The organism is Streptomyces flavotricini (assembly GCF_020639365.1).
Classification (GTDB): Bacteria; Actinomycetota; Actinomycetes; order Streptomycetales; family Streptomycetaceae; genus Streptomyces; species Streptomyces flavotricini.
Window position 1 is genome coordinate 8269720 of record NZ_JAINUL010000001.1, and the last position, 24790, is coordinate 8294509.

The 24790-nt window shown below is 72.9% G+C and carries 25 protein-coding genes and 2 pseudogenes; 22 read left to right on the plus strand and 5 right to left on the minus strand.

What is annotated here, in order from left to right:
* The 15 genes from K7B10_RS37915 (at position 1) to K7B10_RS37985 (ending at position 13986) form a co-directional block, all read left to right on the plus strand.
* Positions 1–282 (plus strand): acyl carrier protein, encoded by a 282-nt coding sequence (locus K7B10_RS37915; RefSeq protein WP_229343904.1) that lies wholly within the window; start codon positions 1–3, stop codon positions 280–282.
* Positions 279–1463, plus strand: coding sequence for an acyl-CoA dehydrogenase family protein (locus tag K7B10_RS37920; protein ID WP_229343906.1), 1185 nt, complete (start codon positions 279–281; stop codon positions 1461–1463). The genes K7B10_RS37915 and K7B10_RS37920 overlap by 4 nt, the downstream gene beginning before the upstream one ends.
* A complete protein-coding gene (locus tag K7B10_RS37925; RefSeq protein ID WP_229343908.1) occupies positions 1450–2583 on the plus strand; it encodes an HAD-IIIC family phosphatase in 1134 nt (377 codons plus the stop codon). Before K7B10_RS37920 ends, K7B10_RS37925 begins: the two co-directional genes overlap by 14 nt.
* Positions 2580–3203, plus strand: coding sequence for a class I SAM-dependent methyltransferase (locus K7B10_RS37930; protein ID WP_229343911.1), 624 nt, complete (start codon positions 2580–2582; stop codon positions 3201–3203). The genes K7B10_RS37925 and K7B10_RS37930 overlap by 4 nt, the downstream gene beginning before the upstream one ends.
* The gene (locus K7B10_RS37935; RefSeq protein ID WP_229343914.1) at positions 3203–3937 is read left to right on the plus strand and encodes an SDR family NAD(P)-dependent oxidoreductase; all 735 of its coding nucleotides are present in this window, start codon (positions 3203–3205) and stop codon (positions 3935–3937) included. The genes K7B10_RS37930 and K7B10_RS37935 overlap by 1 nt, the downstream gene beginning before the upstream one ends.
* A gap of 93 nt (positions 3938–4030) precedes the next feature.
* Entirely contained in the window at positions 4031–5305 is a 1275-nt protein-coding gene (locus K7B10_RS37940; RefSeq protein WP_229343916.1) for an MFS transporter, read from the plus strand.
* 27 nt (positions 5306–5332) lie between these two features.
* On the plus strand, positions 5333–6136 hold the full coding sequence (locus tag K7B10_RS37945; RefSeq protein ID WP_229343918.1) for a 4'-phosphopantetheinyl transferase family protein: 804 nt from the start codon (positions 5333–5335) through the stop codon (positions 6134–6136).
* A gap of 110 nt (positions 6137–6246) precedes the next feature.
* Positions 6247–7494, plus strand: coding sequence for an ATP-grasp domain-containing protein (locus K7B10_RS37950; protein ID WP_229343921.1), 1248 nt, complete (start codon positions 6247–6249; stop codon positions 7492–7494).
* 53 nt (positions 7495–7547) lie between these two features.
* Positions 7548–8279: a class I SAM-dependent DNA methyltransferase gene (locus tag K7B10_RS37955; protein WP_132760773.1), complete on the plus strand. Its 732-nt coding sequence runs from the start codon at positions 7548–7550 to the stop codon at positions 8277–8279.
* 4 nt (positions 8280–8283) lie between these two features.
* A complete protein-coding gene (locus tag K7B10_RS37960) occupies positions 8284–9129 on the plus strand; it encodes a tRNA ligase subunit PheS family protein (RefSeq protein WP_229343923.1) in 846 nt (281 codons plus the stop codon).
* A complete protein-coding gene (locus K7B10_RS37965; protein WP_229343925.1) occupies positions 9126–11129 on the plus strand; it encodes a hypothetical protein in 2004 nt (667 codons plus the stop codon). Before K7B10_RS37960 ends, K7B10_RS37965 begins: the two co-directional genes overlap by 4 nt.
* Positions 11126–11818 carry a guanitoxin biosynthesis heme-dependent pre-guanitoxin N-hydroxylase GntA gene (gene gntA, locus K7B10_RS37970; RefSeq protein WP_229343927.1) on the plus strand — a complete coding sequence of 231 codons (693 nt, stop codon included), beginning with the start codon at positions 11126–11128 and terminating at the stop codon, positions 11816–11818. Before K7B10_RS37965 ends, gntA begins: the two co-directional genes overlap by 4 nt.
* A 191-nt stretch (positions 11819–12009) precedes the next feature.
* Positions 12010–13389, plus strand: coding sequence for a helix-turn-helix domain-containing protein (locus K7B10_RS37975; protein WP_229343929.1), 1380 nt, complete (start codon positions 12010–12012; stop codon positions 13387–13389).
* 123 nt (positions 13390–13512) lie between these two features.
* A complete protein-coding gene (locus K7B10_RS37980) occupies positions 13513–13728 on the plus strand; it encodes a hypothetical protein (RefSeq protein ID WP_229343931.1) in 216 nt (71 codons plus the stop codon).
* Positions 13729–13809: 81 nt separating this feature from the next.
* A complete protein-coding gene (locus tag K7B10_RS37985; RefSeq protein ID WP_229343933.1) occupies positions 13810–13986 on the plus strand; it encodes a hypothetical protein in 177 nt (58 codons plus the stop codon).
* 97 nt (positions 13987–14083) lie between these two features.
* Here the strand turns inward: K7B10_RS37985 and K7B10_RS37990 are convergent, their stop codons facing one another.
* Complete coding sequence (locus K7B10_RS37990) at positions 14084–17041, minus strand: AfsR/SARP family transcriptional regulator (protein ID WP_229343935.1); 2958 nt, start codon at positions 17039–17041, stop codon at positions 14084–14086.
* A gap of 388 nt (positions 17042–17429) precedes the next feature.
* Complete coding sequence (locus K7B10_RS37995) at positions 17430–17699, minus strand: hypothetical protein (protein ID WP_229343937.1); 270 nt, start codon at positions 17697–17699, stop codon at positions 17430–17432.
* 571 nt (positions 17700–18270) lie between these two features.
* Between K7B10_RS37995 and K7B10_RS38000 the strand changes: the two genes are divergently transcribed.
* The 4 genes and pseudogenes from K7B10_RS38000 to melC2 all read left to right on the plus strand — a co-directional run bounded on the left by K7B10_RS38000 (position 18271) and on the right by melC2 (position 21134).
* A complete protein-coding gene (locus K7B10_RS38000; RefSeq protein WP_229343939.1) occupies positions 18271–18906 on the plus strand; it encodes a VOC family protein in 636 nt (211 codons plus the stop codon).
* Positions 18907–18997: 91 nt separating this feature from the next.
* Positions 18998–19585, plus strand: a pseudogene (locus K7B10_RS38005) (transposase); the annotation flags it as partial.
* A gap of 284 nt (positions 19586–19869) precedes the next feature.
* The gene (gene melC1, locus K7B10_RS38010; RefSeq protein ID WP_229343941.1) at positions 19870–20295 is read left to right on the plus strand and encodes an apotyrosinase chaperone MelC1; all 426 of its coding nucleotides are present in this window, start codon (positions 19870–19872) and stop codon (positions 20293–20295) included.
* The gene (gene melC2, locus K7B10_RS38015; protein ID WP_229343943.1) at positions 20292–21134 is read left to right on the plus strand and encodes a tyrosinase MelC2; all 843 of its coding nucleotides are present in this window, start codon (positions 20292–20294) and stop codon (positions 21132–21134) included. The genes melC1 and melC2 overlap by 4 nt, the downstream gene beginning before the upstream one ends.
* Positions 21135–21173: 39 nt before the next feature.
* On the opposite strand, the gene K7B10_RS38020 is transcribed toward melC2, so the two are convergent.
* Together K7B10_RS38020 and K7B10_RS38025 are read right to left on the minus strand one after the other, a co-directional pair.
* On the minus strand, positions 21174–21374 hold the full coding sequence (locus tag K7B10_RS38020) for a hypothetical protein (protein WP_229343946.1): 201 nt from the start codon (positions 21372–21374) through the stop codon (positions 21174–21176).
* 30 nt (positions 21375–21404) lie between these two features.
* Positions 21405–22061, minus strand: a complete 657-nt coding sequence (locus K7B10_RS38025; RefSeq protein WP_229343948.1) for an MBL fold metallo-hydrolase — start codon at positions 22059–22061, stop codon at positions 21405–21407.
* A gap of 59 nt (positions 22062–22120) precedes the next feature.
* Between K7B10_RS38025 and K7B10_RS38030 the strand changes: the two genes are divergently transcribed.
* The 3 genes from K7B10_RS38030 (at position 22121) to K7B10_RS38040 (ending at position 24263) form a co-directional block, all read left to right on the plus strand.
* Entirely contained in the window at positions 22121–22468 is a 348-nt protein-coding gene (locus K7B10_RS38030; RefSeq protein ID WP_229345708.1) for a MarR family winged helix-turn-helix transcriptional regulator, read from the plus strand.
* Positions 22469–22820: 352 nt separating this feature from the next.
* On the plus strand, positions 22821–23309 hold the full coding sequence (locus tag K7B10_RS38035; protein ID WP_229343951.1) for a hypothetical protein: 489 nt from the start codon (positions 22821–22823) through the stop codon (positions 23307–23309).
* Between the two features lie 345 nt (positions 23310–23654).
* Positions 23655–24263 (plus strand): hypothetical protein, encoded by a 609-nt coding sequence (locus K7B10_RS38040; protein ID WP_229343954.1) that lies wholly within the window; start codon positions 23655–23657, stop codon positions 24261–24263.
* A gap of 212 nt (positions 24264–24475) precedes the next feature.
* Here K7B10_RS38040 and K7B10_RS38045 read toward each other — a convergent pair.
* Positions 24476–24736, minus strand: a pseudogene (locus tag K7B10_RS38045) (hypothetical protein); the annotation flags it as partial.
* Between the last annotated feature and the right edge of the window lie 54 nt (positions 24737–24790).

Here is a 24790-nt window from a genome sequence, read left to right on the forward strand (position 1 = left end):
ATGGCTGCTCAGCAGACCACCGCCCCCCGCCCGCACACGCCCGAGGAAGTCACCGCCACCGTACGGCAGTTCATCAGCCGGCTCAGCGGACGCCCCGGCATCGAGGACGACCGGCCGCTGATCTCCGACGGGGTCCTCGACTCCGTGGCCGCCGTACAGATGGTCGACTTCGTCGAGCGCACCTTCGACGTCGAGATCGCCGACGAGGATCTCGAACTCGCCAACTTCGACTCCATCCGGGGCCTGGCCGGGCTCGTCAACCGCCGGCTGGCCGCATCATGACCGGCTCCGTCCCCGAAGCCCTCCTGGCGGCCCTGCGCGACGACGCGTTCACCGCCCGCGCCACCGCCTGGGAGCGTGCGGGAGCCGTCCCGAGGGCGGCCATCGACGAACTGGCCGCCCTCGGCCTGCTCGGCCTCACCGTGGACACCGCCCACCGGGGCAGCGGCACACCCCCGGCCGCCGTCACCGACGTGCACCGCCTGGTGGCCGCCGCCTCACCCAGCCTGCACAGCCTGCTCGTCGTCCACGCCATGGTCTGCCACGCGGTGCGCCGCTGGGCGTCCGCCGAACTGCGCGACGCGCTGCTGCCCGAACTGGCGACCGGCCGGATGCTCGCCGCGTTCGCCCTCACCGAGCAGCAGGCCGGCGCCGACACCGGCGCCCTGACCACCACCATCGAACGGGACGGCGACACCCTGCGGATCACCGGCACCAAACGCTGGCTGTCGTTCGGCCAGATCGCCGACGCCTACCTCGTCTTCGGCAGCACGGCCGGGCGCGGCAGCTGCGCCCTGGTGGACGCCGGAGCGGGCGTGCGCGTCGCCGTGGAACCCGTCACCGCGGGGCTGCGTGCCGCCCGGCTCGCCCGCGTCACGTTCGAAGGCGCCACGGCACCGGCCGCCCGCGCGGTCGCCCGCCCCGGCATCGGCATCCCGTTCGTGGTGACCTCCTGCCTGACGGTGGGCAGGCTGTACGTCGCCGCCGGCGCCGTGGGCGTCGCCGAGGCCGCCCTGCGCCTGGCCGCCGACCACGCGGCCACCCGCGCCCACGGCGGCACCACCCTCGGTGACCGGCAACTCGTCCGGGGCCTGCTGGCCGACGCCGCCCTCGCCACCGACGCCGCCGCCCGCTACGTACGGCACACCGCCCACGAGATCGAGGACCGGGAGCCGTCCGCAGCGGTCACCGCCGCCCGCGCCAAGCTGCTGGCCAGCCGGGCGGCGACCACCGCCACCGCGACCGCCTCCCGCCTCCTGGGCGCGGCCGGGCAGACCGAGGACCACCCGCTGGCCCGCCTGCACGCCGCCGCGCGCGTCCACGAGGTCATCGAGGGCCCCACCGAAGTACTCCAGGACATCATCGCCGCCGACCTCCTGCGGGGCCGGCACGGCACCACGGACCGCGCCCCGTCCCCGGCGGCGCCGTACCGGGAGGAGGACGACCACCGTGCAGAGCACTGAGCCGCACACCCCGCCGGCCCCGCAGGTCAAATGCGTGGTCTGGGACCTCGACGACACCCTGTGGGACGGGACCCTCCTGGAGGGTGACGACCTCAGCGTCCCCGAGGCCAACCGGCAGCTGGTCCGCACCCTCGACGAGCACGGCATCCTCCAGTCCGTCGCCAGCCGCAACGAACCCGACGCCGTCACCGAGCGGCTGCGCGCCTTCGGGCTCGACGAGTACTTCCTGTACCCGCAGGTCGGCTGGTCGGCCAAGTCCGCCTCCTTGCGCGCCGTCGCCCAGGAGCTGAACATCTCGCCCGAGAGCGTGCTGTTCGTGGACGACTCCGAGTTCGAGCGCGCCGAGGTGGCCGGCGCACTGCCCAGCGTGCGCTGCATGACCCGGCAGGAGCTGCACGCCTTGGTGGCGGCCGGCGAGGTGCTGCCCGCGCAGGTGACCGACGACGCGCGGCGCCGCCGCGCGATGTACCTGGCGGAGAGCAGGCGCCGCACTCACGAGGTGGCGTTCGACGGCCCGGCGGCGGAGTTCCTGGAGTCCCTCGACATGACGCTGCGCGTGCGCGGGGCGAGCACGGCGGACCTCGCCCGTGCCGCCGAACTGACCCAGCGCACCCACCAGCTCAACACCACCGGCATCACCTTCGGCCAGGACGAACTGGCGTCACTGATCCGGGACCCGGGCCACCGCGTGCTCGTCGCCGAACTCGACGACCGCTTCGGCACGTACGGCACCGTCGGGCTCGCCGTCGTCGCCACCGGTACGACCGGCCTGGCCGGGGCCGAGCCGCGCGCCGTCGTGCCCCCCTGGACGATCCGGCTGCTGCTGATGTCGTGCCGCGTCATGGGCCGCAACATCGGCACGAGCCTCATCGCCGCCGTCGCCGGACTGGCCGAGGCGCACGGCGCCGGCACCGTCGCCCACTTCCGGCCCACCGACCGCAACCGGCAGATGCTCGTCACCTACCGGTTCGCGGGATTCTCCGTCGAGTCCCGCACGGACGACCTGGTCGTCCTCTCCCTCCCCGAGGCGGGCGGCCCGGCCGTGCCCGGCTACGTACGCCTCGTCGTCGAAGACACCCCCGCCGCCCCGCGCGGCACGAGACAGGAGCTCATCGCATGACCGCCTTCACGCAGACCTGGACCGACACCTTCTCCTCGGTGTACGCGCAGGAGCCGCTCGCCAAGCTCTCCTGGTTCAATGCCTCTCCGGGGCTCGAACTCATCAAGCGTGTCATCGACGGCACCCTCAAGCCCGGCCAGCGCCTCGTCGACCTGGGCAGCGGCCCGGGCGTCGACGCCGTGTTCCTCTCGGTGCAAGGACTCGACGTGACCGGCGTCGACCTGTCGCCCGACGCGGTGGCCCGTGCCCGCCGGTGGGCCGAACTCGCCGGAGCCCCGGCCGAGTTCATCCAGGGCGACGTGCTCGACGTACCGCTTCCCGACCATTCGGCCGACGTGGTGACCGACTCGTTCGTCTTCCACAACATGCGCGACGACGCACGGGAGCGGTACGCCGACGAGGTCCACCGCCTGCTGAAGCCGGGCGGCCTCTTCCTGCTCAACTCCTTCTCCGACCACATGGTCGAGGGCACCGGCCCGCGCCGCATCACCAGCGAGGAGATCCTCGCCACCTTCCGCTCCGACCGGTTCACCTGCGTGGGGCTGTACGTCTACCGCAACGTCCCCACCCGGGCCAAGCCCGACCAGCTGCACTGGTTCGGCGAATTCCGGGCCCGCTGATGCGCGTCGTGGTCACGGGCGGCGGACGGGGCATCGGACGCGCCGTCGCCCTCGGATTCGCCGAGCGCGGCGCCCGGGTCGCCCTGATGGCCCGTACCGCCGCCCAGGTGGAGTCGGTGGCCGCCGAAATCGAGGCCATCGGCGCCGAGAGCCTCGCGCTGCCGGCCGACGTCGCCGACGAACAGACGGTCGAACGGTGCGCCGAGCAGGTCGACCGGGCGTTCGGCGGCGTGGACGTGCTCGTCAACGCCGCCGGGCTGTTCGACCTCGGCCCGACCACCGGGTTCTCCGTGGACGCCGCCCGCGGCCTGCTCGACACGAACGTCATCGGCACCTTCCTCACCTGCAAGGTGTTCGGCAGACGGTTTCTGGAGCAGGGCCACGGCAAGGTCGTCAACTTCTGCTCCCTGCTCTCCTACACCGCCTTCCCCGAACGGGCGCTGTACGCGGCGAGCAAGGGCGGGGTCCTGCAGCTGACCCGGAGCCTGGGCGTCGAGTGGGCGGCGCACGGCGTCAACGTCAACGCGGTGGCCCCCGGCATGATCCGCATCGAGACCCCGCACCCGGCCGCGCTCGCCGAGGACGCCATCGTGGGGCGGATCCCCGCCCGCCGGCGCGGCAGACCGCAGGACATCGTCGGCCCGGTGCTCTTCCTGGCCTCCCCGGAGGCCGACTACATCAACGGCCAGACGCTGGTCGTCGACGGAGGCTGGCTCAGCTATGGATACCTCTGAACACCGCCCGCCCCCGGGCCTCCACGGCCGGGCGTCCCCGGGTGATCCGCCGCGGCGCGCCGTGCCCGCGTCCGTACCGGACGGCGCGGACCGGTGAAGGCGGCGGCACGCAGGGAGCCGCTGCCCCTCTACACGGGGTTCCTCACCGGCTGGGGTGCCACCACGTTCGGCACCGGTCTCATGCTGCCGCTCACCGTGGCCTACCTCCGAGAAGTCCTGGGCCTGCCCACCTCCGGAGTCTCGCTGTACTTCGCGCTGTTCGCGGTGGCCGGACTCGCCGTCAACCCGCTCGCGGGCAGGATCGGCCGGATCCACGGCCCCGGTCTGCCCGCGATCGGAGCCACCGTCCTCCAGGCCACCGGCGCGGCCTGGCTGGCCCTGGCGGACTCGATGGCCGCCACCGTGCCGGCCGCTTGCCTCTCCGGCGCCGGCACCGGCGCCTACTACGCGGTCCAGACCCCGCTGCTCACCAGGGTGTTCGGCACCTCGCACCTGAGCCGCGTCCTCTCCGCCCAGCACCGCGTCTCCGCCCTGACCGTGGCCGTGGGAGCGCTGCTGGGCGGCCAGGCCGTGGAACACCTCGGCGAGGGCGGCTACACCCTGTGCGTGGTCGCCAACGCGGCCAGCTACCTGCTGTACGGGGCGACGCTCGTGCGGCTGCGCCGGGCGGAGGGGCGGTCCGCCGGACCCGGTACGCACCGCGCGGACGGCGGCGCCCCGCGCGCAGACCCCAGGGAGCGGGGCACGGCGCTGCGGGACCCGGTGTTCCGGCGGCTCCTCCTCCTGCAGACGGCCCTGGTCGTCTTCGGGCTGGCCCAGGTGGACGCCGTGGTGCCCGCGATCCTGCGCAACGCGCACCTTTCGGTGTCCGGCGTCAGCATCGTGGTCGCCTGCAACACCGTCGGCGTGATCGCCTTCCAGGGCCTGGCCCTGCGGGTCGTCGAACGGATCGGGTACGTCGCCGCGCTGACGGCGGCCATCCTGGTCTGGGTGGTCGCCATGGCCGCCCTGACGGCCGCCGTGCTGGTGCCCGGAACCGGCGTACGCCTGCTGCTCGGTGCCCTGTTCGGGCTGGTCTTCGCGGTCGGGGAGTGCCTGATCGCGCCGAGCGTCCAGCCGCTCGTCACGCTGGCCGCCCCGGCGGCCCGGCTGGAGAGCTACGCCGCCGCCACCTCGCTCGCGCACGGCCTCGGTGCGTTCGTCGCGCCGCTGGTGCTGCTGCCGGTGGTGGACGGCGGCGGGGTCTGGAGCTACCTGGCCCTGCAACTGGGCGGTTACGCGTTCGCGTTGTACGCCCTGCTCTCGTTCCGCGGCCGCAGCGCGCGCCACCCAGACGCCCCCGTCCTGACCAAGGAGGCACCCCCGTAGGGAGACACGTCCGTGAAGGAGCCCCGAATGCGTCCTGATCCACCGCGGTACGCGAGGGCGGGGGACGCCCGGCCCGCGCGCGGCGACCTGCCGGGACCGGGGGAGGCCGCCGTCTGGGTCGTCCGCCTGGACTCAGTGCCCGACGCCCGTCACGAGCGGGTGCTCGACCGGCGGGAGCGGGCCCGGGCGGCCGCGTTCCAGGACGCCCCCGCGCGGCGCCGCTACGTCGCCTCGCACCTCGCGCTGCGGACCGTCCTCGGCGGATGCCTCGGCATCGGGCCCGGGGAGGTGCGCCTGACCCGCGAGCCCTGCGGCCTGGCGCACTGCGCCGGTCCGCACGGGCGGCCCAGGACGGCGGGCGAGGGGCAGGCCGTCGAGTTCTCGCTGTCCCGAGCGGGCGACCTGGCCGTCGTGGCGCTCGCCTCCGTCACCGTCGGCGTCGACGTCGAGTCACGAGCCTTCCGCCACCCCGACAGCCCCCTCGACGGCATGATCCGGCGGTTGCACCCGGACGAACGCGCGGCGCTCGCCGAACTCCCGCCCGATCGGCGGGAGGAGGGCTTCCTCAGCTGCTGGGTGCGGAAGGAGGCCTACCTGAAGGCCATCGGTACGGGGCTGCCCGGCGGACTGGCCGGCCCGTGCGTGGGCCTTGCCGGCGACGCGGCCGCCGACGGGAGGGGGCCGGAGCCGACCACCCGGGGCTGGGCGTTCGCCGACCTCGACTTCCCGCCCGGCCACCGTGCGGCCCTCGCCGTCGCGGCGCCGGACGAGCCGCCGCGTACGCCGGTCGTGACCGTCCGGACCCTCCGGCTGCCCGCGCAAGAATATTAGTGACTGCATTACTGACTCATCTTGACAGCAAGTCACAAAGATATTTGACTCTCTTTCACCCACCCCCCGATCGGCGACTGCGGAACCCGACCGGACCGAGAGGAAGACACGTGACACACGACCGTGCGGGCAGCCGTGAGACGCTGCTCGTCGTGGGGTCGGGCTACCGCGCCGGCCACGAGCGCCTGCTGGCCCAGATGGCCGCGGACGCCGACCTCGTCCTGCTCAACCCCGAACCGCCGACCTGGCAGCTGCACTGGGTCCAGGACTGCGCGGTCTTCGACGCCTCCCCGGGCGGAGACACCGACGACGACGCCCTGCGGGCCGCGAAGGCCCTGCTGGCACGCCGCCGGGTCGCGGCCGTGGTCACCTACGAGGAGACCATGGTCGTCACCGCGGCACGCCTGGCCCGCGGCCTGGGACTGCCGGGCGTGCCGGTCGCCGCGGCCGAGCTGGCGCGCGACAAGCACCGCCAGCGCACCCTGCTCGCCGACACCGGCATCTCCCCGACCCGCTCCCACCTCGTCCACGACCCGGACGAGGCCCGCCGGGCCGCCCGCGACATCGGCTACCCGCTGATCGTCAAACCGCGCGGCCTGTCCGGCAGCGCCGGTGTGCGGCGGGTGGACGAGGAATCCGAGTTCGACGCCGCTTTCGACGCCGCGCTGCACGCGGACAAGATGGGTCTCGAAAGCGAGGGAATCCTCGTCGAGGAATTCCTGGAGGGCTTCGAATTCGACGTGGACTGCCTCGTCCACGACGGCACGGCCACCCCCGTCTCCTGGGCCCGCAAGATCTGGGCCTACGACCCCTACCCGGTCGAGGCCGGCTTCATCACCGGACACGGCACCCTGGGCCGGGCCGAGATGACCGAGGGGTTCGACCTCGCCTGCCGCAGCGTCCTCGCCGCCGGGATCGACCGCACCGTGGCCCACGTCGAGGTCAAGATGACCCCGGCGGGACCGCGCATCATCGAGCTCAACGCGCGACCGGGCGGCGACATCGCCTCCCGCATCGTGGAGCTGGCCCGTGGGGTGCGCCTGGGCTCCCTCCTCACCGCCGCCGCCCTGGGCCGCGCGCCGGAGATCGCTTCCAGCGGCGACCGCTCGGCCGGCATCCGCTTCCTCTACCCCCGCACCCGCCAGCGCTTCGACGGCCTCGCCGAAGCCCCCGCGCTGCGCGCCCGCCCCTGGATCCACGAGATCGGGGAGCTGCGCCCGCGCGGCGAGACGGTGACGCCCCCTCCGCAGGACCTCTACGGGCGCGTCGGTTACGTCATGGCCACCGGCCCGCACGCCGACGAGGTCGAGGACCGCCTGCTCCTGGCCCACCACGAGCTGCGCGTCCTCGGTTCCTGACCTCACCGCCCGACCCCACCGCACCACCCCGGACCACGAGAAAGGCCACCACCATGACCGACTGGAAGCCCGAGACGTACGGCCCCCGCTGGAAGAGCGTGTACGACGAGATCGACTGGCCGCAGCCCGAGGGAGCCGTCGACTTCCTCGCCAAGCGCGTCGGCGGCGGCCGGGCCCTCGAACTCGCCATCGGCACCGGCCGCGTCGCCCTCCCGCTCGCGCAGCGCGGCGTCCCCCTCGACGGGCTCGACGCGTCCCCCGAGATCGTCGACGTGATGCGCACCAAGCCCGGCGGCGAGTCCATCGAGGTGTCCATCGGCAACATCGCCGACTTCACCTCCGAGCGCCGCTACTCCCTCATCTTCCTGCTGCTCAACTCGCTGTACGCGTTGCAGACCCAGGAAGAGCAGATCCAGTGCTTCGAATCGGTGGCCGCCCACCTGGAGCCCGGCGGGCTCTTCGTCGTCGAGACCTTCGTACCCGACCCGACCCGCTTCCGCTTCAACGGCCGCGCCCACGTGTACGACGTAGGACTCGACCACGTCCGCATCGAGGCCGACACCTTCGACCGGGCCACCCAGCACATCAAGGAGAACCACGTCGAGATCCGGGAGGAGGGCATCAAGCTCTACCCGGCCTTCCTGCGGTACACCTGGCCCTCCGAGCTCGACCTCATGGCCAGGATCGCCGGACTCGAACTCAGCGAGCGCTGGGGCGACTGGGGCAACGTCCCCTACGACACGTACTCCGAGAACCACATCGGCGTTTACCGCAAGGCGGGCTGACACCGTGCCGGACGAACGGGCCCCCGCCGCCCTGACCCCGGAGGTGGCCGACGCCCGCTGCGACCCCGGGCTGCCGCCGGCCGGGCCGCACACCGGGCGGCCCCATCCGGTGGCGGCCCTCGTGGACCGGATCGGGGACCTGTTCGTGCCGCTCGGCTTCGACGTCGTCGACCTGCCCCTGCTGGAGTCGGCCCGCGACAACTTCGACGTGCTCGGCTACCCGCAGGACCATCCGACCCGGACCCGCCTGAGCTTCTTCCCGGCCCCCGGCCTGGTCCTGCGCACCCACGCCACGTCCGGCGGCCCGCGGGCCATGCGGGCCGCCGCCCCCGGGCCGCTGCGCACCCTGCTCGTGGGCACCTGCTTCCGCAACGAACTCTCCTCCCCCTACTCGGGCTCCCAGTTCACCCAGATCGACGGACTGGTGGTCCAGCCGGGCGCGGGCCTGCCGGACCTCATGGGGCTCTTCGACCGCCTGGTGTACGGCCTGTTCGGACCAGGACATCCGTGGCGCGTGCGCCGCGGCGATTACCCCTTCGCCTCACCCGGGTTCGCCGTGGACGTGGCCTGCCCCCGCTGCGCCCCGGGCTGCGATGAGTGCGAGGGCCGCGGACGCATCGAGATCGGCGCCGGCGGCCTGCTGCGCGACGAGGTGCTCACCGCCGGGGGCTACGACCCGCGCGAGGTCGTGGGGCTGAGCTTCGGCTGCTCCGTCGAGCGCCTGCTCAGGCTCACCCACGGACTGACCGACATCCGGGAACTGCTGGTCAACGACGTGCGCCTGCTGGAGCAGTTCGACCACGCCGGGCCGCCGGCGGGGCCGCCGCAGAAAGGAACCGACCGACCGTGAAGATCCCCCTCGCCTGGCTGGAGCAGGAGTGCGGCGGCCCCGTCGACCGCGCCACCCTCCTGGACCACCTCCACGAGAGCGGAGCTCGCGCAGGGTTGCACGCCGATCGCTTGGTGGAGGTCCTGCCCCCGCCCGAGCTCGCCCACCTCGGCTCCGTCCGCGGACTGGCCGCCGAGGTCCGCGCCCGCAGCGCGGCCGGGCCGACCGCGCCCCAGCGGTCGGCATCCCGACGGTCGGCGCCCCTCCCGGACGGCCTCGTCGTGGCGGCGGAGGACGGCCTCCCCGGCCGCGTGGCGGCTGCCGTCGTGCGGCTCCCGGGCGAGGTCCGCCTGCCGGGCGCGGCAGCGGACCGGCTGCGCGCGGCGGGTGTGCCGCTCACCGGAACCGTGGCCGATCTGGCGGCGTACGTCGCGCTCGAGACGGGGCAGCCCCTCGGCGCGGCCGACGCCGGGGAACTCGACCTCACCGGCCTGCGACTGCGCTCCGCGGATCCCGCGGATCCCGCCGGGCCGCCCCCCGGAGGACTGCTGCTCCGCGCCGGCGAACGCACCGTGGCCGTCCTCGGACGGGACACCCCGGCGGCAGCCGTCCCCGCCGACGGCCGCGACACCCTGGTGTGGGCCTGGTGGCTCGACCCGGCGGCAGCGCACCCCGCCCCCGGGCCCGGCCCGTGCCCCGACCCTGACGGGCCCCCCGCCGTACGGGGACACGATCCGAGGTCCTGCGACCGGGCGGTGGCCCGCCTCGTCGCGCTCGTCACCGACTGGGCGGGCGGCACCGTCACGGCGGCCGGCGGGGCCGGCGCGTCCGCGCCCGCACCGCGCGTGCTGCGCCCGGACCCCGGAGAACTGCGCCGCCTGGTCGACCCGGACCTCGACCTCGCGACGCTGGCCGCCCTGCTGACCGCCGGCGGAGCGGTCGTCGCGCCTCCCGAGGAGGGCCGCCCGCTGCACGTCACGGTGCCCGCCGCCCGGCCGGACCTGGACGGTGTCCCCGCGCTGGCGGGGGAGGCCGCCCGGGTCCGCGGCTACCCGACCCTGCTGCGCAGGCTGCCGCCCTCCGCCGCCGGCCCGTGGCCGGACCGGGCGCGCCTGCTGCGCCGCGGCCTCACCACGGCCGCCCTGAGACGGGGGCTGCAGCAGGTCACCACACCGGTGCTGCTGCGCTCCGGCGAGCCCCTCGGCGCGGTCGGCACCCCACCGGCGGCCGAGCCCGTCACCGTGCACGGGCGGGCCGGACTGCGCGCCATGCGGGTGCGCGGTTCGCTGCTGCCCGGCCTGCTCGTCGTCGCGGGCCGAGCGCTGCGCCGTACCGGAGCGGCCCACGTCTTCGAAGTCGGCCAGGTCCCGCGCTCCGCCGCGCTCGGGGACGAGTCCTGGCGGTTCGCCGCCGTCCTCGCCGGAGCCGTCGCGCCCCCGTCCCTGGTCGAACCCCGGCCACGGACCGCGGGCTTCGCCGATCTGAACGGCCTCCTGCGGACGGCGGCCGCCGCGGCCGGCCACGAGGCACTCGAGCTGACGCCCGAACCCCACGCGGAGTTCGCGGCGGGCGCCTCCTTCACCGTCCGCGTCCGCGGCACCGCGGTGGGCCGGGCGGGGGTCCTCTCCGAGGAGACCGCGGCACTCGGCGACGCCGCGGGGGAGCGGGTGTGCTGCGCCGAACTCGACCTGGACCTGCTGGGCGGCCCCGCGCCGGTCCCGCCCACCGTGCGGATCCCGGAGCCGCTCCCGCCGCCGGCGTTCAACGTCAGCGTCGTCGTGCCCGAGGCCGTCTCGGCCGGCGAGGTCCTGCGGGTCGTCGCCCGGGCCGGCGGCACCGAGGACCGGCGGGTCGCGGTGAAGGACCTGCTGCAGGGCGGGCAGGTGCCCGGCGGGCACCTCTCGCTCACCGTACGCGCGGAGTTCCTCCGTACGGACGACGGCCCCCTGCGCGACGAACGCCGCCGCCGCCGAGAAGCGGTCCTGCGGGCGCTCGCCGACCGCGGCTGGAGCGGGCGATGACGGAACGGAACACGCCCGGCCGCGAGCACCCCGGGCACGCCGAGGAGGTCGTGGAGCGCTTCACCGCCTGGCTGCGCGCCGACACGTTCACCTGCCTGGGCGCCCGTGCCGCGCTCCAGCGCGGTGAACTGGCCACCGGCGTCTACGGGACCCTGGGCGACCGCGAGGACCTGCACCGGCTCCGCACGGACCTCGTACGGTTCGTCACCGGCCCCCTGGCGGGCCCCGGACGCTTCCACTCCTTCGCGGCCGTCTTCACGCGGTCCGATCCGGCGGACGAGGAGGAGTTCGAGGAGCTGCTCTGGCAGCAGCTGACCGCACTCCACCGGGCCGACCGCGCGGACCACCCGTGGGCCCGCGAGGTCTCGCCCGACCCGCGCGACCCCCGGTTCGGGATCAGCGTCGGCGGCCACCCCTTCTTCGTCATCGGCCTGCACCGCCGTGCCTCGCGCATCTCGCGGCGCTTCGCCCATCCCGTTCTGGTCTTCAATTCCCACCGCCAGTTCGCCGAACTCAAGCACACCGGCGTCTACCAGGGAATGCAGACGAAAATACGCGGCAAGGAAGTGGCACTCCAGGGCGACGTGAATCCGATGCTCGCCGAGCACGGCGAGGTTTCCGAAGCACGGCAGTACTCCGGCCGCGCAGTTTCCCCGCACTGGACGTGCCCGTTCGACCGGCACGACTGAAGCCTGCGCCACCGGCCGGACCCGTACCGGGCCGACCACCGTGCCGCCACCCGCCCCCGAGGGCCGGCCCAGCACGCCGGCGACTGACGCACCACCGGGTCCCACCCGGTCCGACCTGGTACCGCCCGGCCTTGACCGAGTATATTCACTCGTTCTGTCCCGCAGTCAGTCACAATGAAGGGGAAGCCGCCATGGCGGAATCGCAGGCTCTGGGGTCACGGATCCGCCGACTGCGCCGGGAGGCGGGCCTGTCGCAGATGGACCTGGCCGGCACGGAGCTCTCCCCGAGCTACATCTCGCTGCTGGAGGCCGGCAAGCGGACCCCCTCCCCGGAGGTGCTGGAGCAGATCGCCGCCCGGCTCGGCTGCCCGCCCGAGCACCTGCTGGAGATGGTGGCGACCGATCGGCCCGACACCCTCCAGACCGATCTGCGCTACGCGGAGATCAGCCTGCGCAACGGCGACCCGAAGACCGCGCTGGACACCTTCACCGCGGTCCGCGACGCGGCCGCCGCCCAGGGCAAGGACGCCGTCCGGCTCTCCGCCGAGTACGGCGTGGCCCAGGCGCTGGAGCACGACGGCCGGCTGGAGGAGGCCGCCGAGCGTTACCAGGCGCTGCTCGACCACGCCGGGTACGGGCAGTCCCTGGTGCCGCGGCTCGCGGTGGCGGTGGCGCTGTGCCGCTGCCACCGAGAGATGGGCGACCTCGCCCACGCCGTCGACTTGGCCACCACCACCCTGGAGGAGGCCCGCAGGCTCCGGATCACCCCGACCGTGCTGGGTGTCGAACTGCTGGCCACACTCGTCGGACTGCACTGCGAACGCGGCGACCTGCACCGTGCCGCCGCACTGGCCCGGACCGCCATCGAGGAGGCCGAGGGAGTCAGCGACCGCAAGGCCCTGGGCGCCGCGTACTGGAACGCCGGAGTGGTGGCGCACCGCAGCGGTGAGTCCGCCGACGCCCTGCTCCTGCTGGAACGCGCCCTGGCCATCTACTCCGAGGGTGACGACGCCCGTGCCCTGTCCCGGCTGCGCAACGCCTACGCGTCGGTGCTCATGCAGTCGGAGACCGGCGACATCGCGGAGGCCAAGGCGCAGCTGACACGCAGCGCGGAGGCCCTCGCCGACCACGGCAGCACCGTCGACATGGCCTACTGCGAGACCTCGCTGGCCCGCGCCTGCCTGCTGGAGTCCGACGCCCCCCAGGCGGAGCGGCACGCCCGCCGGGCCCTGGAGCTGCTGGGGTCCGGGCACCGGCTGGAGACGGCCCGGACCCTTCTGGTGCTGGCGGGCGCCCAACTGCAGCTCGGCGAAGTCGCGGCGGCCGAAGCCGGCTGCGAGCGGGCCGCGCTCCTGCTGGAGGCCTCCGAAGCCGACCGGCAGGCCGCGTCCGCGTGGAACGACCTCGGCGAGCTGCTGGAGCGCTCAGGGCGCACCGATCGGGCCGTGTGGGCGTACCGGCAGAGCCTGCGCTGCCTCGGCCAGCGCAGCAGCCTGCTCCCTGCCGCCGGCGCAACCACCGGGGCGTCCGGCAGCGGCGACCTCGGTCAACAGGGTTCGGCCCGGGCATAGATCGGCTGCTGATCCTGTGTTGATCGTCGGCGACTAGCGTCGGACACGACAGGCCGGGACGGGCCGCACCCCTCTCCGCGTTCCCTCTCCCCGGTCCATGCCCCGACGAAAGTAGCGCTCCGCATGTCGCACGTCCCCAGCCGCTCCACCGGTGCCCCCACCCCCCGGGGCGCCGCCACCGGACCTTCCCCCCGGCTGACGGCCCGCACGGTGGTCCTGGCCCTGTTGCTGGCCCTGTGCCCCGTCCACATCGCCCTCACCTCGACGGCGGACCGCGATGTCCTGCCGACCGAGCACCAGAGCCTGCGCCCCGAGCGCGACATCCCGCTGTGCTGCTGACGCGACCCGTCCGCACCACCGCACCGCCCACCCAGCACCCACCGGTGGACCACCGGTGGTGACCGTCAAGGAGGACCACCCATGTCCAAGCTGCTCACTGCCCGCCCCGCCCTCGGCCTGCTGACCCTTCTGGCCGCGGCCGTCCTGGGCCTCGTGGGAGCCGGTTCCGCCCCCGACCTCGTCACGGCGGGCGGTGGCCGCACCATCGCCGTCAACAACACCGGGTCGGACTTCGCGCCGCGGGGACCCATCATGTGACGCACGCTCCGGGGACGGCCGTCCGGCAGCGCGGGTGCCCCGCGCCGGGCGGCTGTTCCGCACCTGGAATTCCCGTCCCCCGTAACGGGAACCCCGGTCAGGCCAAGGTGGCCAGCAGCTCCGACACATCGGCCGCGTCGGGCAGCCCGAGCCGTGTGAAGACTCCGTGGGCCTGCTCCAGCTGCTCCCTGGCCCGGTACGTATCACCCAGGTCCGCAAGCGCCCGCCCCATCGCCACCCAAGCCTGCGCCCGGTCGCGCTCCGAGCACGCCTCCTCGCAGCGCTCGACCGCCGCGGCCGCGTGCTCCACCGCCTCCGGCACCCGCCCGGTCCGCCGCAGCGTCTCCGCCAGCCGGTACAGCACCTGTGCCTCCCGCTCCCGCAGCCCGGCCGCCCGGCACACCGCCAGCGCCTCGCCGTAGCGCACCACCGCCTCCTCGAAGCGGCCCACCCCGTGCAGCGCCAACCCGAGCACGTACAACGCGTACGCCGCCCCGACCTGGTCCTCCAACTCGTCCATGACCAACAGTGCGGACTCACAGGCGGGAACCGCCTCCGCGGGAGACCCGCTGCGCACCCGGGCCAGCGCCGCGTTGACGCTCGTCACCGCCGCACCGGACCGGTGGCCCAGGTTGTGCGCCAGGGCGATCGCCTCGTCGTAGCAGGCAGCCGCCTCCTCGAAGCGGCGGAGGAACTGGGCGACCAGCCCCAGGTCGTTGAGGGCCTGGCGGAGCGTGTAGACGTCGTCCGCGGCACGGGCCGCCGCCACGGACAGCTCGGCGTGCCTCCCCGCCTCCTCGATCCTGCCCGCGCGCAGGGCGATGCCGCTGCACAGCATCCGCGACCGCCCGATGGTCCGCGTGGAGCCGCTCAGCTCCGCGGCCTCGGTCAGCGCCAGCGCCACCGGCGCCATCCGCTCGTACCAGACGGCGGGGGTGAACGGGCTGACCGCGAGCAGCAGGTCGACCGCGCCGGCGAGCCGGTCCCCGGCCGCGCCGGGCAGCCGCAGTGCGACGGTGCTCAGCGCGGCCGCCATCAGGCCGTCGATCTCCGTCACCACCCAGGCCCGGGCGGCGTGCACGTCGCCGAACTCCAGCCCGACCGAGCGCAGCGGACCGAAGGCGTTCGCCACCGCGTCGCCGGGGATCGCGTGCGGGAAGGCACTGGCGGCCGTCGCCAGCAGGAAGTCCAGCAGGCTGCCGAAGGCCTCCGCCGCCTCCGCGGGGTCGTGCGACTCGGCACGCTGCCGGGCGAAGACCCGCACCAGGTCGTGGAAACCGTAGCGGCCGGGCTTGGCCGACTCCACCATCGCGGCATCGGTCAGCGACTCCAGCAGGTCCTCCGCCGTCGATTCGTCGACGCCCAGTGCCGCGGCGGCCGTCGGCACCCCGATGTCCGCCCCACCGGCCAGGGAGACCAACCGGAACGCCCTCGCCTGGGCTTCGGTGAGCTGCTGGTAGCCCAGTTCGAAGACGGCGTCGATGGCCAGCGTGCCGATCCGCAGCTCGGCGATGCGCCGCTGCTCGTCCGCCAGGCGCGCGGTCAGCGTCGCCACCGGCCACGAGGGCCGGGCCGACAGCCGGGCGGCCACGATCCGCACCGCGAGGGGCAGATGACCGCAGGCCTCGACCAGCCGCAGCGCCTCCTCCCGCTGCGCGGCCAGCCGCTCCCGGCCGATGATCGCCCCGATCAGCTCCAGTGCCTCGTCGGTGCGGAACGGCTCCAGCAGCAGCTGGGACGTCAACGACAGGTCGAACATGGGCGACCTGCTCGTGATGACGACCGCGCAACTGGGTGACCCGGGGATGAGTTCGCGGACCTGGGCGGCGTCCCGGGCGTTGTCCAGGACGATCAGCAGCCGCCGCCCGTCGATCAGCGACCGGAAGAGCCTGCCCCGGTCCTCGACGCCGTCGGGCACCTGGTCCTCCGGCACCCCCAGGGCCGCCAGGAACCCGGCCAGGACGAAACCCGGTTTCGCCGGGTCGGGCCCGTTGCCCCGCAGATCGGCATGGAGCTGCCCGTCCGGGTAGTGGGAGCGCGCCCGATGGGCGACGTACAGGGCGAGACAGGTCTTGCCGACGCCCCCCATACCCGCGGCGGCCAGCACGACCGGCGTCCGGCGCACCGGCTCGGTCAGCAGCGCGTGCCAGACGTCGACCTGATCGCGCCGTCCGACGAAGTCCGGCGCGTCGTAAGGCAGCTGGGCGGGCACCACGCCCTCGGTGCCGGCCCCCACCACGCCCGGCTCGGGCGACGGCTCCGGCGCCGCAACAGACGGCACCGGCTCCGTCCCGGCCCGAACGGGATCGCCGACGAGGATCCGACGGTGCACCTCGGTCAGCTCCGGCCCGGGCTCGATGCCCTGTTCCTCGATCAGCAGGTCCCGCACCCGCCCGAACACCGCCAGGGCATCGGCCTGCCGCCCCGCCTTGTGCAGCGCCCGCATCAGCAGGCCGTAGGGACGCTCCCGCAACGGGTGCGCCTCGGTCAGTTCGACCAGACCCGGAATGGCCGAGCGGTGCCGGCCCAGCGCCAGGGCGAGCTCGAAGTGCTCCTCGCACGAGGTCAGCCGCAACTCCTCCAGGCGGACCCGCTGCCGCTCCGCGAACGGCCCGGGCACCCCGGCCAGCGGCTCCGCCTGCCACAGCTCCAACGCCTGCGCCAGCAGCCGGGCGCCCTCCGCCGTCCGGCCGTCGGAGGTGGCGCGCGCCGCGGCGGCCGCCAGCCCTTCCGCCCGGCAGAGGTCCAGTGCCCCGTCGGGCACCGTCAGCCGGTAGCCGTCACCGGCCAGCTCCAGGGCGGTCGGCGAGGCGGCCCCCTGCTCCAGCAGCTTCCGCAGTCGCCACACGTACGTGCGGACGGTGGTCACCGCCCGGGCGGGCGGCTCGTCCCCCCACAACGCCCCGACGATCTGCGCCATGGAGACGGGCTGGTTCCTCCGCAGCAGCAGGAGCGACAGTAACGCCTGCTGCTGCGGCGGCCCCACCCGCAGCTCGACGTCCCCCCGGTACGCGCGCACCGCGCCGAGTATCTCGAATCGGAATGCTCCAGCCACTTGGTGGTTCTCCTCGCAACAGCCAGTACCAACACAGGCACATGACGCCTGTGGTCTTCTAGGAGACGCGATTCGCCGGGCCGAGGATCCACCTCTCAGGCCGTGAGGTCATGACGAAAAGGAAACGTCGCCGCAGTCCAGGCGGCCGCGATCTCGGTGATCAGGGCCTCCTCCCGCGTCCTGATCCGGTCGCGGACCGGACGGGCCGCGTCGAGGCCCCCGCTTTCGCCGCTTGCGCATGCTGTTCCCGGGTGTCGGGGGTGGTGGTTTTCCGGGCACGCGGCGGTGTGCCGGGCGGCGCGTGCGCCGAGTCCGCGCCGCCCGGCACGGTCGCCCCCGGCGGCCGGTTCCGAGCCGCTGAACCCGAGCGCCGGGTCCGGTGTCCTCGTCAGCCGACCCGTGGCCCCGAGCTGTGCGCCCTCCTCGTCGGCGAGGGCGGTGCGGCTTGGCCGGCTTGGCCGGCGTGGTCGGCGAGGGCGCGTGCCGTGCGCGCGAGCTCGCCGATCACCACGTGCTGGTCGTACGAGAGCTTCCGCAGCCGTACGGCGTCCAGCCTCTGGTGCGCCGTACGAAGCGCCGCGCCCGGCGTGAGGAAGCCCTGCGCCAGCTCCGGCCGATGGCGGGCCGGCGGCACCACCGCCCATGGGGCTCCGGGCATCCCTTCCAGTGGGGGAGAAGGCGGACCGGGACCGGCGGGGTTCGCCCGCGTTCTGAGCGCCTTCGCCCGAGGCAGCCTCTCCACCGGGACCGCTGCCGCTCTCCCCGGCACCGGCGGAGCCGTCCTCGCTGCCACCGCCCCTCGCCGGTGCCCCCGTTCCCGGGGTCGCCTTCGTGCCCCGGGTCCTCGCCACCGCCTTCTTGTCCCGGACCTCCGCCAGGCTCAGCCCGAGCGGCGTTCCGGCATGAGGCGCAGGAGTTGCCAGCCACCGTCCACCCCTGGGTGTCGTCGGCCGTGGTTCTTCAGCGCGCCGACGACACACGGCTCGGGCTTTCCCAGCGAAGGGCACGGCCGGCCGTCGGGCTGGACGGCCGACGAGGACGCCGACGCCCTGACCACCCTTGAGCCCCGAGAGTTCGCGGCATCGGTACACCGCGAACGTGATGACGGCCTGCACGACCCGCCCGGATGACGTTGATCGATACGCTCCACGGCTGAACCACGGTGAACGCGGCCGGGGCGGCGGGCGTGGCGTCGGGACGTGTGCGGGTCGCCGGGTGATGATGCCGCAGTGCGACTTGATCACGTGTCCTATGCGGTGGCCCGCGACAGCTTCGTCTCGACCGTCCAGTGGATCGGATCGGCCCTCGGCGCCGGGTTCGTCGACGGCGGCGTGCACCCGCGATTCGGCACCCGCAATTTCATTCTCCCGCTGAGCGGCGGCACCTACGTCGAGGTGGTCACCACACTCGACCACCCCGCCGCCGACCGCGCACCCTTCGGCCAGGCGGTCGCGCGCCGCGCCGCCGAGGGCGGCGGCTGGCTCGGTTGGGTGGTCTCCGTCGACGACATGGCCCCGGTCGAGGCCCGCCTCGGCCGCACCTCGGCCGAGGGCCACCGTGTCCGCCCCGACGGGTTCGACCTGAGGTGGAAGCAGATCGGCCTGCTGGAACTGATGGAGGACCCGCAACTGCCCTACTTCCTGCAGTGGTTGGTCCCCATCGAGGAGCGCCCGAGCGCCGACCCGCGCACGTCCACCGCCATCCACGGGGTCTCCATCGCCGGGGACGCCGCCTCCATCGCCGAATTCCTCGGCGAACCGGCCGAGCACCCCCTCGACCAGATCGACGTCACCTGGGTCGAGGATGAGGAACCGGGCCTGGTCTCGGTCGAGTTCACCACTGCCCACGGCCCCGTCACGATCTGACCAGGGCCCGACTGCCCCGCGGGAGCAGCCGGCCGCGGTCTCCTGGCTGGCGCGTGTCTCCCCGATGGGCTGGTCCGTTGATCGGTTGTGTCTGCCTGCCCGATTGGTGATCACTGATGTGATGTGGGGCCGGATCGAGCCGTTGATGCCGGCCGATCCGGCCGTGGACGGGGGTGGGCTGATCGCCGCCGAACGCTCGAGGCCATCGCGTCGAAGTACCGCACCAACTCGCCCTGGCGGGGCCTGCCCGACGAGCTCGGTAAAGGCCGCAGCGAGCCCGCCGACCACGCCCTCGGGCGCTCACGCGGCGGCCTGAGCACCAAGGTCCACCCGGCCGCCGACGACGGCGCACGGCCCCTGGCCCTGACCGTCACCGCGGGCCACGCAGGCGACGCACCCGCCTTCGAAGCGTTCATGGCCCGCATCCGCGTGCCACGAAGCGGGCCCGGCAGGACCCGAAGCCGGCCGTTGGCCGTGCTCGCGGACCGGGCCCACTCCTCCCGTGCCATCCGGTCCCACCGGCGAGGACGCGGGATCCGCGCGGTCATCCCGCAGCCGTCCGACTTGGATCGGCCACCGCCTGCGGCGAGGACGCCGAGGCGGCCGCCCGCCCGGCTTCGACGCCGAGATCCACAAGCAGCGGAACAGCGTCGAACGCAGCATGGGCCGCCTCAAGCGGTGACGCGGCCTGGCCACACGAGGCGCTGCTGGCTCATCGAGCCCTTGGGGTCGTCCATCGTGACCTTCGATGCGGCATCAGGGTGGGGATCCGTGACGATCCGGAAGAGACGGTAGCGACAAGCCGGGAGAAGCCACAGGGCCGGCCTGGCCCGCACCTGCTGTCATGGCCACGTAAGATAGCCGCGGCACCCGCACGCACCCGCCGCCACTCCATCCTCACCGGGCAGTAATTGGGCGAGCCGTCGATCGGATGTTCGAAGGCTTCTGATACATATTCAAGCCATGAACATGATCACTCGCCGGCAGGCTCTGGGGCTCGGCTCCGCCGTTGCCGCGGCTGCGGGACTGGCCGCCTGCTCGTCCAAGTCGACCTCCGAGGCGCCGGGGGCAGGGGCCTCCGGCGCCTCGGGGGTGGCCGGCCCGTCCGGAGCGCCCGTCTCCCTGCCCACCGGCACCATCGACGAGACGTACGAGGGCCACCGCATCCAGATCACCGTGGGCCCAGGCGGTCATCACGGCATGGTGATGCCCACGGTCAAGGTCGACGGCAACGACCTGCACATCATGCCCAACGCCGATGGCAGCTGGGTCACCGTCGTCAACCACTACGAGACCTTCCCGGACCCGGTCTCGGCCGCCCGGGCCGCTGTCCGCGAGCTCCAGGGCGCCGACCTCGTCCCCTTCACTGCCAAAGAGGCCAAGCTGTGACCGTCCGCAAGAACCAGGCCACCCTCACGCCGGACGAGAAGAGCGCCTTCGTCAACGCGGTCCTCGAACTCAAGCGGACGGGCATCTACGACCGGTACGTCAACGCCCACAACTGGTACCTGCTGAACGACTCGGACTTCGGCGACCGGACGGGCCACCGCTCACCCTCCTTCCTGCCCTGGCACCGCCGGTTCCTGTTGGACTTCGAGGCGGCGCTCCAGCGGATAGACAAGAACGTCTCCCTTCCCTACTGGGACTGGACGGCTGACCGTACGGCCAACTCCTCACTGTGGGGTTCCGACTTCATGGGCGGCACCCGCCGGGGGCGCGACGGCCAAGTACTCGACGGGCCGTTCGCCTTCCAAGGCGGCAAGTGGGCCCTGACGGTGGGCGTGGACCGGCGCACGTACCTGCGACGCGGCCTCGGCTCCGGGACCCCGCAGCTACCGACGCGGGCCGACGTGGACTCCGTGATCGCCCTGCCGGTGTACGACTCCGCCCCCTGGAACAGCGCCTCGAACGGGTTCCGCAACGCCCTGGAGGGCTGGCGGGGCGTCAACCTGCACAACCGGGTGCACGTGTGGGTCGGCGGCCAGATGACCTCCGCGGCCTCTCCCAACGACCCGGTGTTCTGGCTGCACCACGCCTTCATCGACAAGCTGTGGGCCGAGTGGCAGGTGAAGCACCCGAAGTCGGGCTACCTGCCCGCCGTCCGGACGGCGAACGTGGTCGACCTGCGGTCCGTCCTGAGCCCGTGGAACAACGTGACCCCGGCCGACCTGCTCGACCATCACCGCTTCTACACGTTCGACACGGAGAGCGGCGGGCAGCGCTTCTGACTGCCTGAACGTCGATTCCAAGGTCGGCGCCGTGCTGGATCACGCTGGTCTGGTAGCCGCCGTCGCCCATGCCTTGGTCGCGCTCGGATGGGCTGCAGCCGGCTCGGTGAGAGCCCGCCTGCCGCCGACGGAGTCGTGGATCGAGGCGGTGGTGGCGGGGACGGGGAGGACCAGTCCGACGGCGTCGGTGATCAGGTGGCGTTTGCGCGGTACCAGGTCCTGCGCGGGCAGCCTGGCCACAAGAGCATCCCCGAATGGCAACTACCGGGATCAGGCGCTCTCTTGCAGCTGGACGGTGGTGCCGGGCTCGAGGCGCTCGATCGGGGTGCCGGTCAGGCCCTTCTCGCCGAGGAGATTGGCGGTGGAGTGCTGGCCGAGGTCGCTGAGCATGAGTTCGTGGATCTGGATGATGCGCTTGGGCTTGACGGTGCGGACGTAGTCGGCGGCTTCGCCGAGCTTTGTCCATGGGCCGCTGGTCGGCAGCAGGAGGGTGTGTACGGGAGCGTCGGGCGCGAAGTAGGCGTCGCCGGGGTGGTAGACGGCTCCGTTGTCGAGGAGGTAGCCGACGTTGTCGGGGCACGGGATGTCGGCGTGGATCAGCCCGTGGCGGTGGCCGTGGACGGTGGCGGTGATGGAACCGACGCTGAAGGTGTCGCCCGCGGCGACGGCGTGGACGCGGCCACCGTGGCTGCCGAGGGTGGCTGCGACCGTGGCCGTGCCGTAGACCTGCAGCCCGGGCTGGGCTTCGAGAGCGGCGACGACGAGCTTTTCGTCGAAGTGGTCGAAGTGTTCGTGGGTGATCAGGACGGCATGAGCCTGGGTGACGGCTTCTGCCGCGTCCGGGGTGAGGGTGCCGGGGTCGATGACCAGGCGGGTGCCGTCCTTCTCGAGTGTGATGCAGGCATGGGAGTGCTTGGTGAGCTTCACAAGCGGGTCCTTTCCGAACCGACCGAATATCTACAGCCACTGTGCGCACTGCCGACACGATGCCGCCCGGCGAGGCCGCCGTCCTGGGCTACCTGGACCGCAGCGGCCCGCTGACCACCGCCGGTATCGCACAACAGCGGGGAGTCAGTCACCAGTCGGCTGCCAAGGCGGTCAAGGAACTCCTGGCTCAGGGCCTTGTGCATGCCGAGGCGCACCCGAGCGACGGCCGCAAGCTGTTGCTCCACCTCACGCCGGCGGGAAGCGGCCGTCTGGCCGAGGAGCGCCGAAGGCGTGCGGACTGGCTCGGCACCGCGATCAGCGAAGTCCTCAGTTCCGATGAACGAAAGACGCTTGAGGTGGCGCTGCCCCTGCTGTCACGCCTGACCACACACTTGAATGGCAGGTAGCCCAGGGACTGTCGTTTGGGCCATCGTGCGCTGTGCATAGTGAAGTTGCAGGTCACGAGTCTGGTGTGCGCGATGTCCGAGAAGAGGTACCACCCGTCGCGAACGGGGACGTGCGTCTGCTGGATACGCTGGACCCGACCTTACGTCGTGATCAAAGACGTCCGGTGCGAGGTCGAACTGGCTGTAGCCGACAGTCCGGTCAGCACGCCGTCCCGCGCGTGATGCCCTACTCGATCGACAGCTCGCCGGTACCTGTGACGAACCGGTGACACCGACGCCGCCGTCCGTGTCTCCCCTCCTGGTAATTTGGCACACTCTTTCGATCAATTCGTGCTCCACTGGGGGACTTCTCGTGCACAAGAACCTGCGCCACAGCCTCATCGCCGCCGCCGGCATCGCGGCCGCCCTGGCCCTCACGGCCTGCGGCAGTGACTCCGGTAACGACAAGGCCGCCACCTCCAAGGACCCGAAGCCGGCCGCGACGCCGAGCAGTCCGGCGGCCGCTTCCAGCTCCAGCTCCGGTGCCGACGCCAAGGGCGGCAGTGTGGAGGGCGGCTGGATCTCGATGGCGAACCCGTCGAAGCCCGTCGTCCTGACCGTCAAGGGCAAGACCGCCGTGGTCGTCGAGGGCGCCTCCGGCCTGACCTGCCAGGGCACCACCGACGGCAAGTCCTTCGACCTCAAGTGCCCGGCGGGCGCACTGCACGCGAAGGGCCAGGTCGCCTCCGTGGACGCGGCCGAACTGAAGGTCACCTGGCAGGAAGTCGGCACCGAGACCTACCAGAAGAGCGAGCCGGGCAAGCTCCCCACGGGCCTCCCCACCGTCATCCCGAAGCCCTGACCCATCCCGTACGGTCCCGTTCCTCGGGCGGTCGGGGCCGTACGGTGGCAGTGTGCAGCCCACAGGGCGACGACGGCACGGGCATGGGTGCGGCCGGGACCATACGCCACGGCACCGCCAGTGCGTCCTGGGCGCCGGATCGACCTGGTTCGTCGCCTGGACATTCCCCTCCTCGGCGTCGATCGGTGGGTGGCGGAATGGATGATGGGAACGACGAGACGACATCCCCGAAGCCTTCCGCGGCCTCGCCACCAGCCTCATTGCCCACAGACACGTCCAACGCCTTTGTCAGGGCCTCTTGCGACCTGGGGAGAATTGATGGGGCCCTCTGATTCACTGAGACACATGGGGATCGGGGCATTCATCACACAGACGCGGCTGCTGGCGGCACACGAGGGGCGGTGGATGGCGAGCCTCGGGTTGTGGGTGGCTCGGCGCTCCCACGGGGTCGGGGAGGCGGACATCCCTGTGGGGTACGCGCGTGCTCAGGCGCCGACGGCGTACGGGCTGGTGTTCGTGTTCGTGGTCGAGACGGTGGGGGTGTCCTTCATGCTCGCCGCGTATCCGGTCGCCCACCTGGTCATGCTGCTTCTCGACCTCTACACGGTGCTTCTGGTCCTGGGGCTGCACGCCGCCGCGGTCACACGCCCACACGTCGTGGGGTCGGGCGAGCTGCGGGTGCGGCGCGGTGCACGGCTCGATCTGCGGATTCCCTTGGAACGGATCGCGTCCGCCCGTTACGACCTCCGCTTCCCGGACGCGAACAAGTCGGAGGACGGTGTGCTGGACGTGGCCATCGCCTCGCAGACCTCGATCACTATCGAACTGGCCCAACCGGTCACCACCGTCAGTCTGTTGGGTCAGCGCACGCAGGTTCATACGGTCCGCTGCCACGCCGACGAACCTCAGGCCGCGGTCACGGCGATCAAGAAAGCGCTGCCGGCGGCGAGTTGACAGGCCGACATTGTCACCGCGGGTCGGCCGTGCGGGACTGCGGACCGTGACATGAGACGGGCCGCACGAGTTGGGTGAGTTGTGAAGCTGACCTGGGCCTGTGCGGCCTGCTCCCATCCTGCCCCGTCCGGTATCTCCCGCGCGCACTTGCGCGAGTTGCTCGAAGGACTCGCAGCTGCGTGGGAAGCAGCGCGCGAGTCCGCGCTACGTGATCAGCGTGGCGGCCCCGGCGCCGATCGGTGGGGGCCGGGCGCAAGCTTCAGGAAGGCCTCCTGGATGTCGTCCCGGATGTCCCAGCGGATCCGCAGGCGACGGAAGCCGTGAATCCAGGCGTTCGTCCGCTCAGCGACCCACCGGACGGTGCCCAGACCGGAACCGTGCGGGACTCCTCGCCGTGCGAAGACCGGCTTGATCCCGCGCTTCCACAACAGGCGACGGTACTTGTCGTAGTCGTATCCCCGGTCCGCATAGAGCCGCAGGTACGTGGCGAAACTTGCGGTTGTACCGATCCGGCCGCGGGCCCGCCC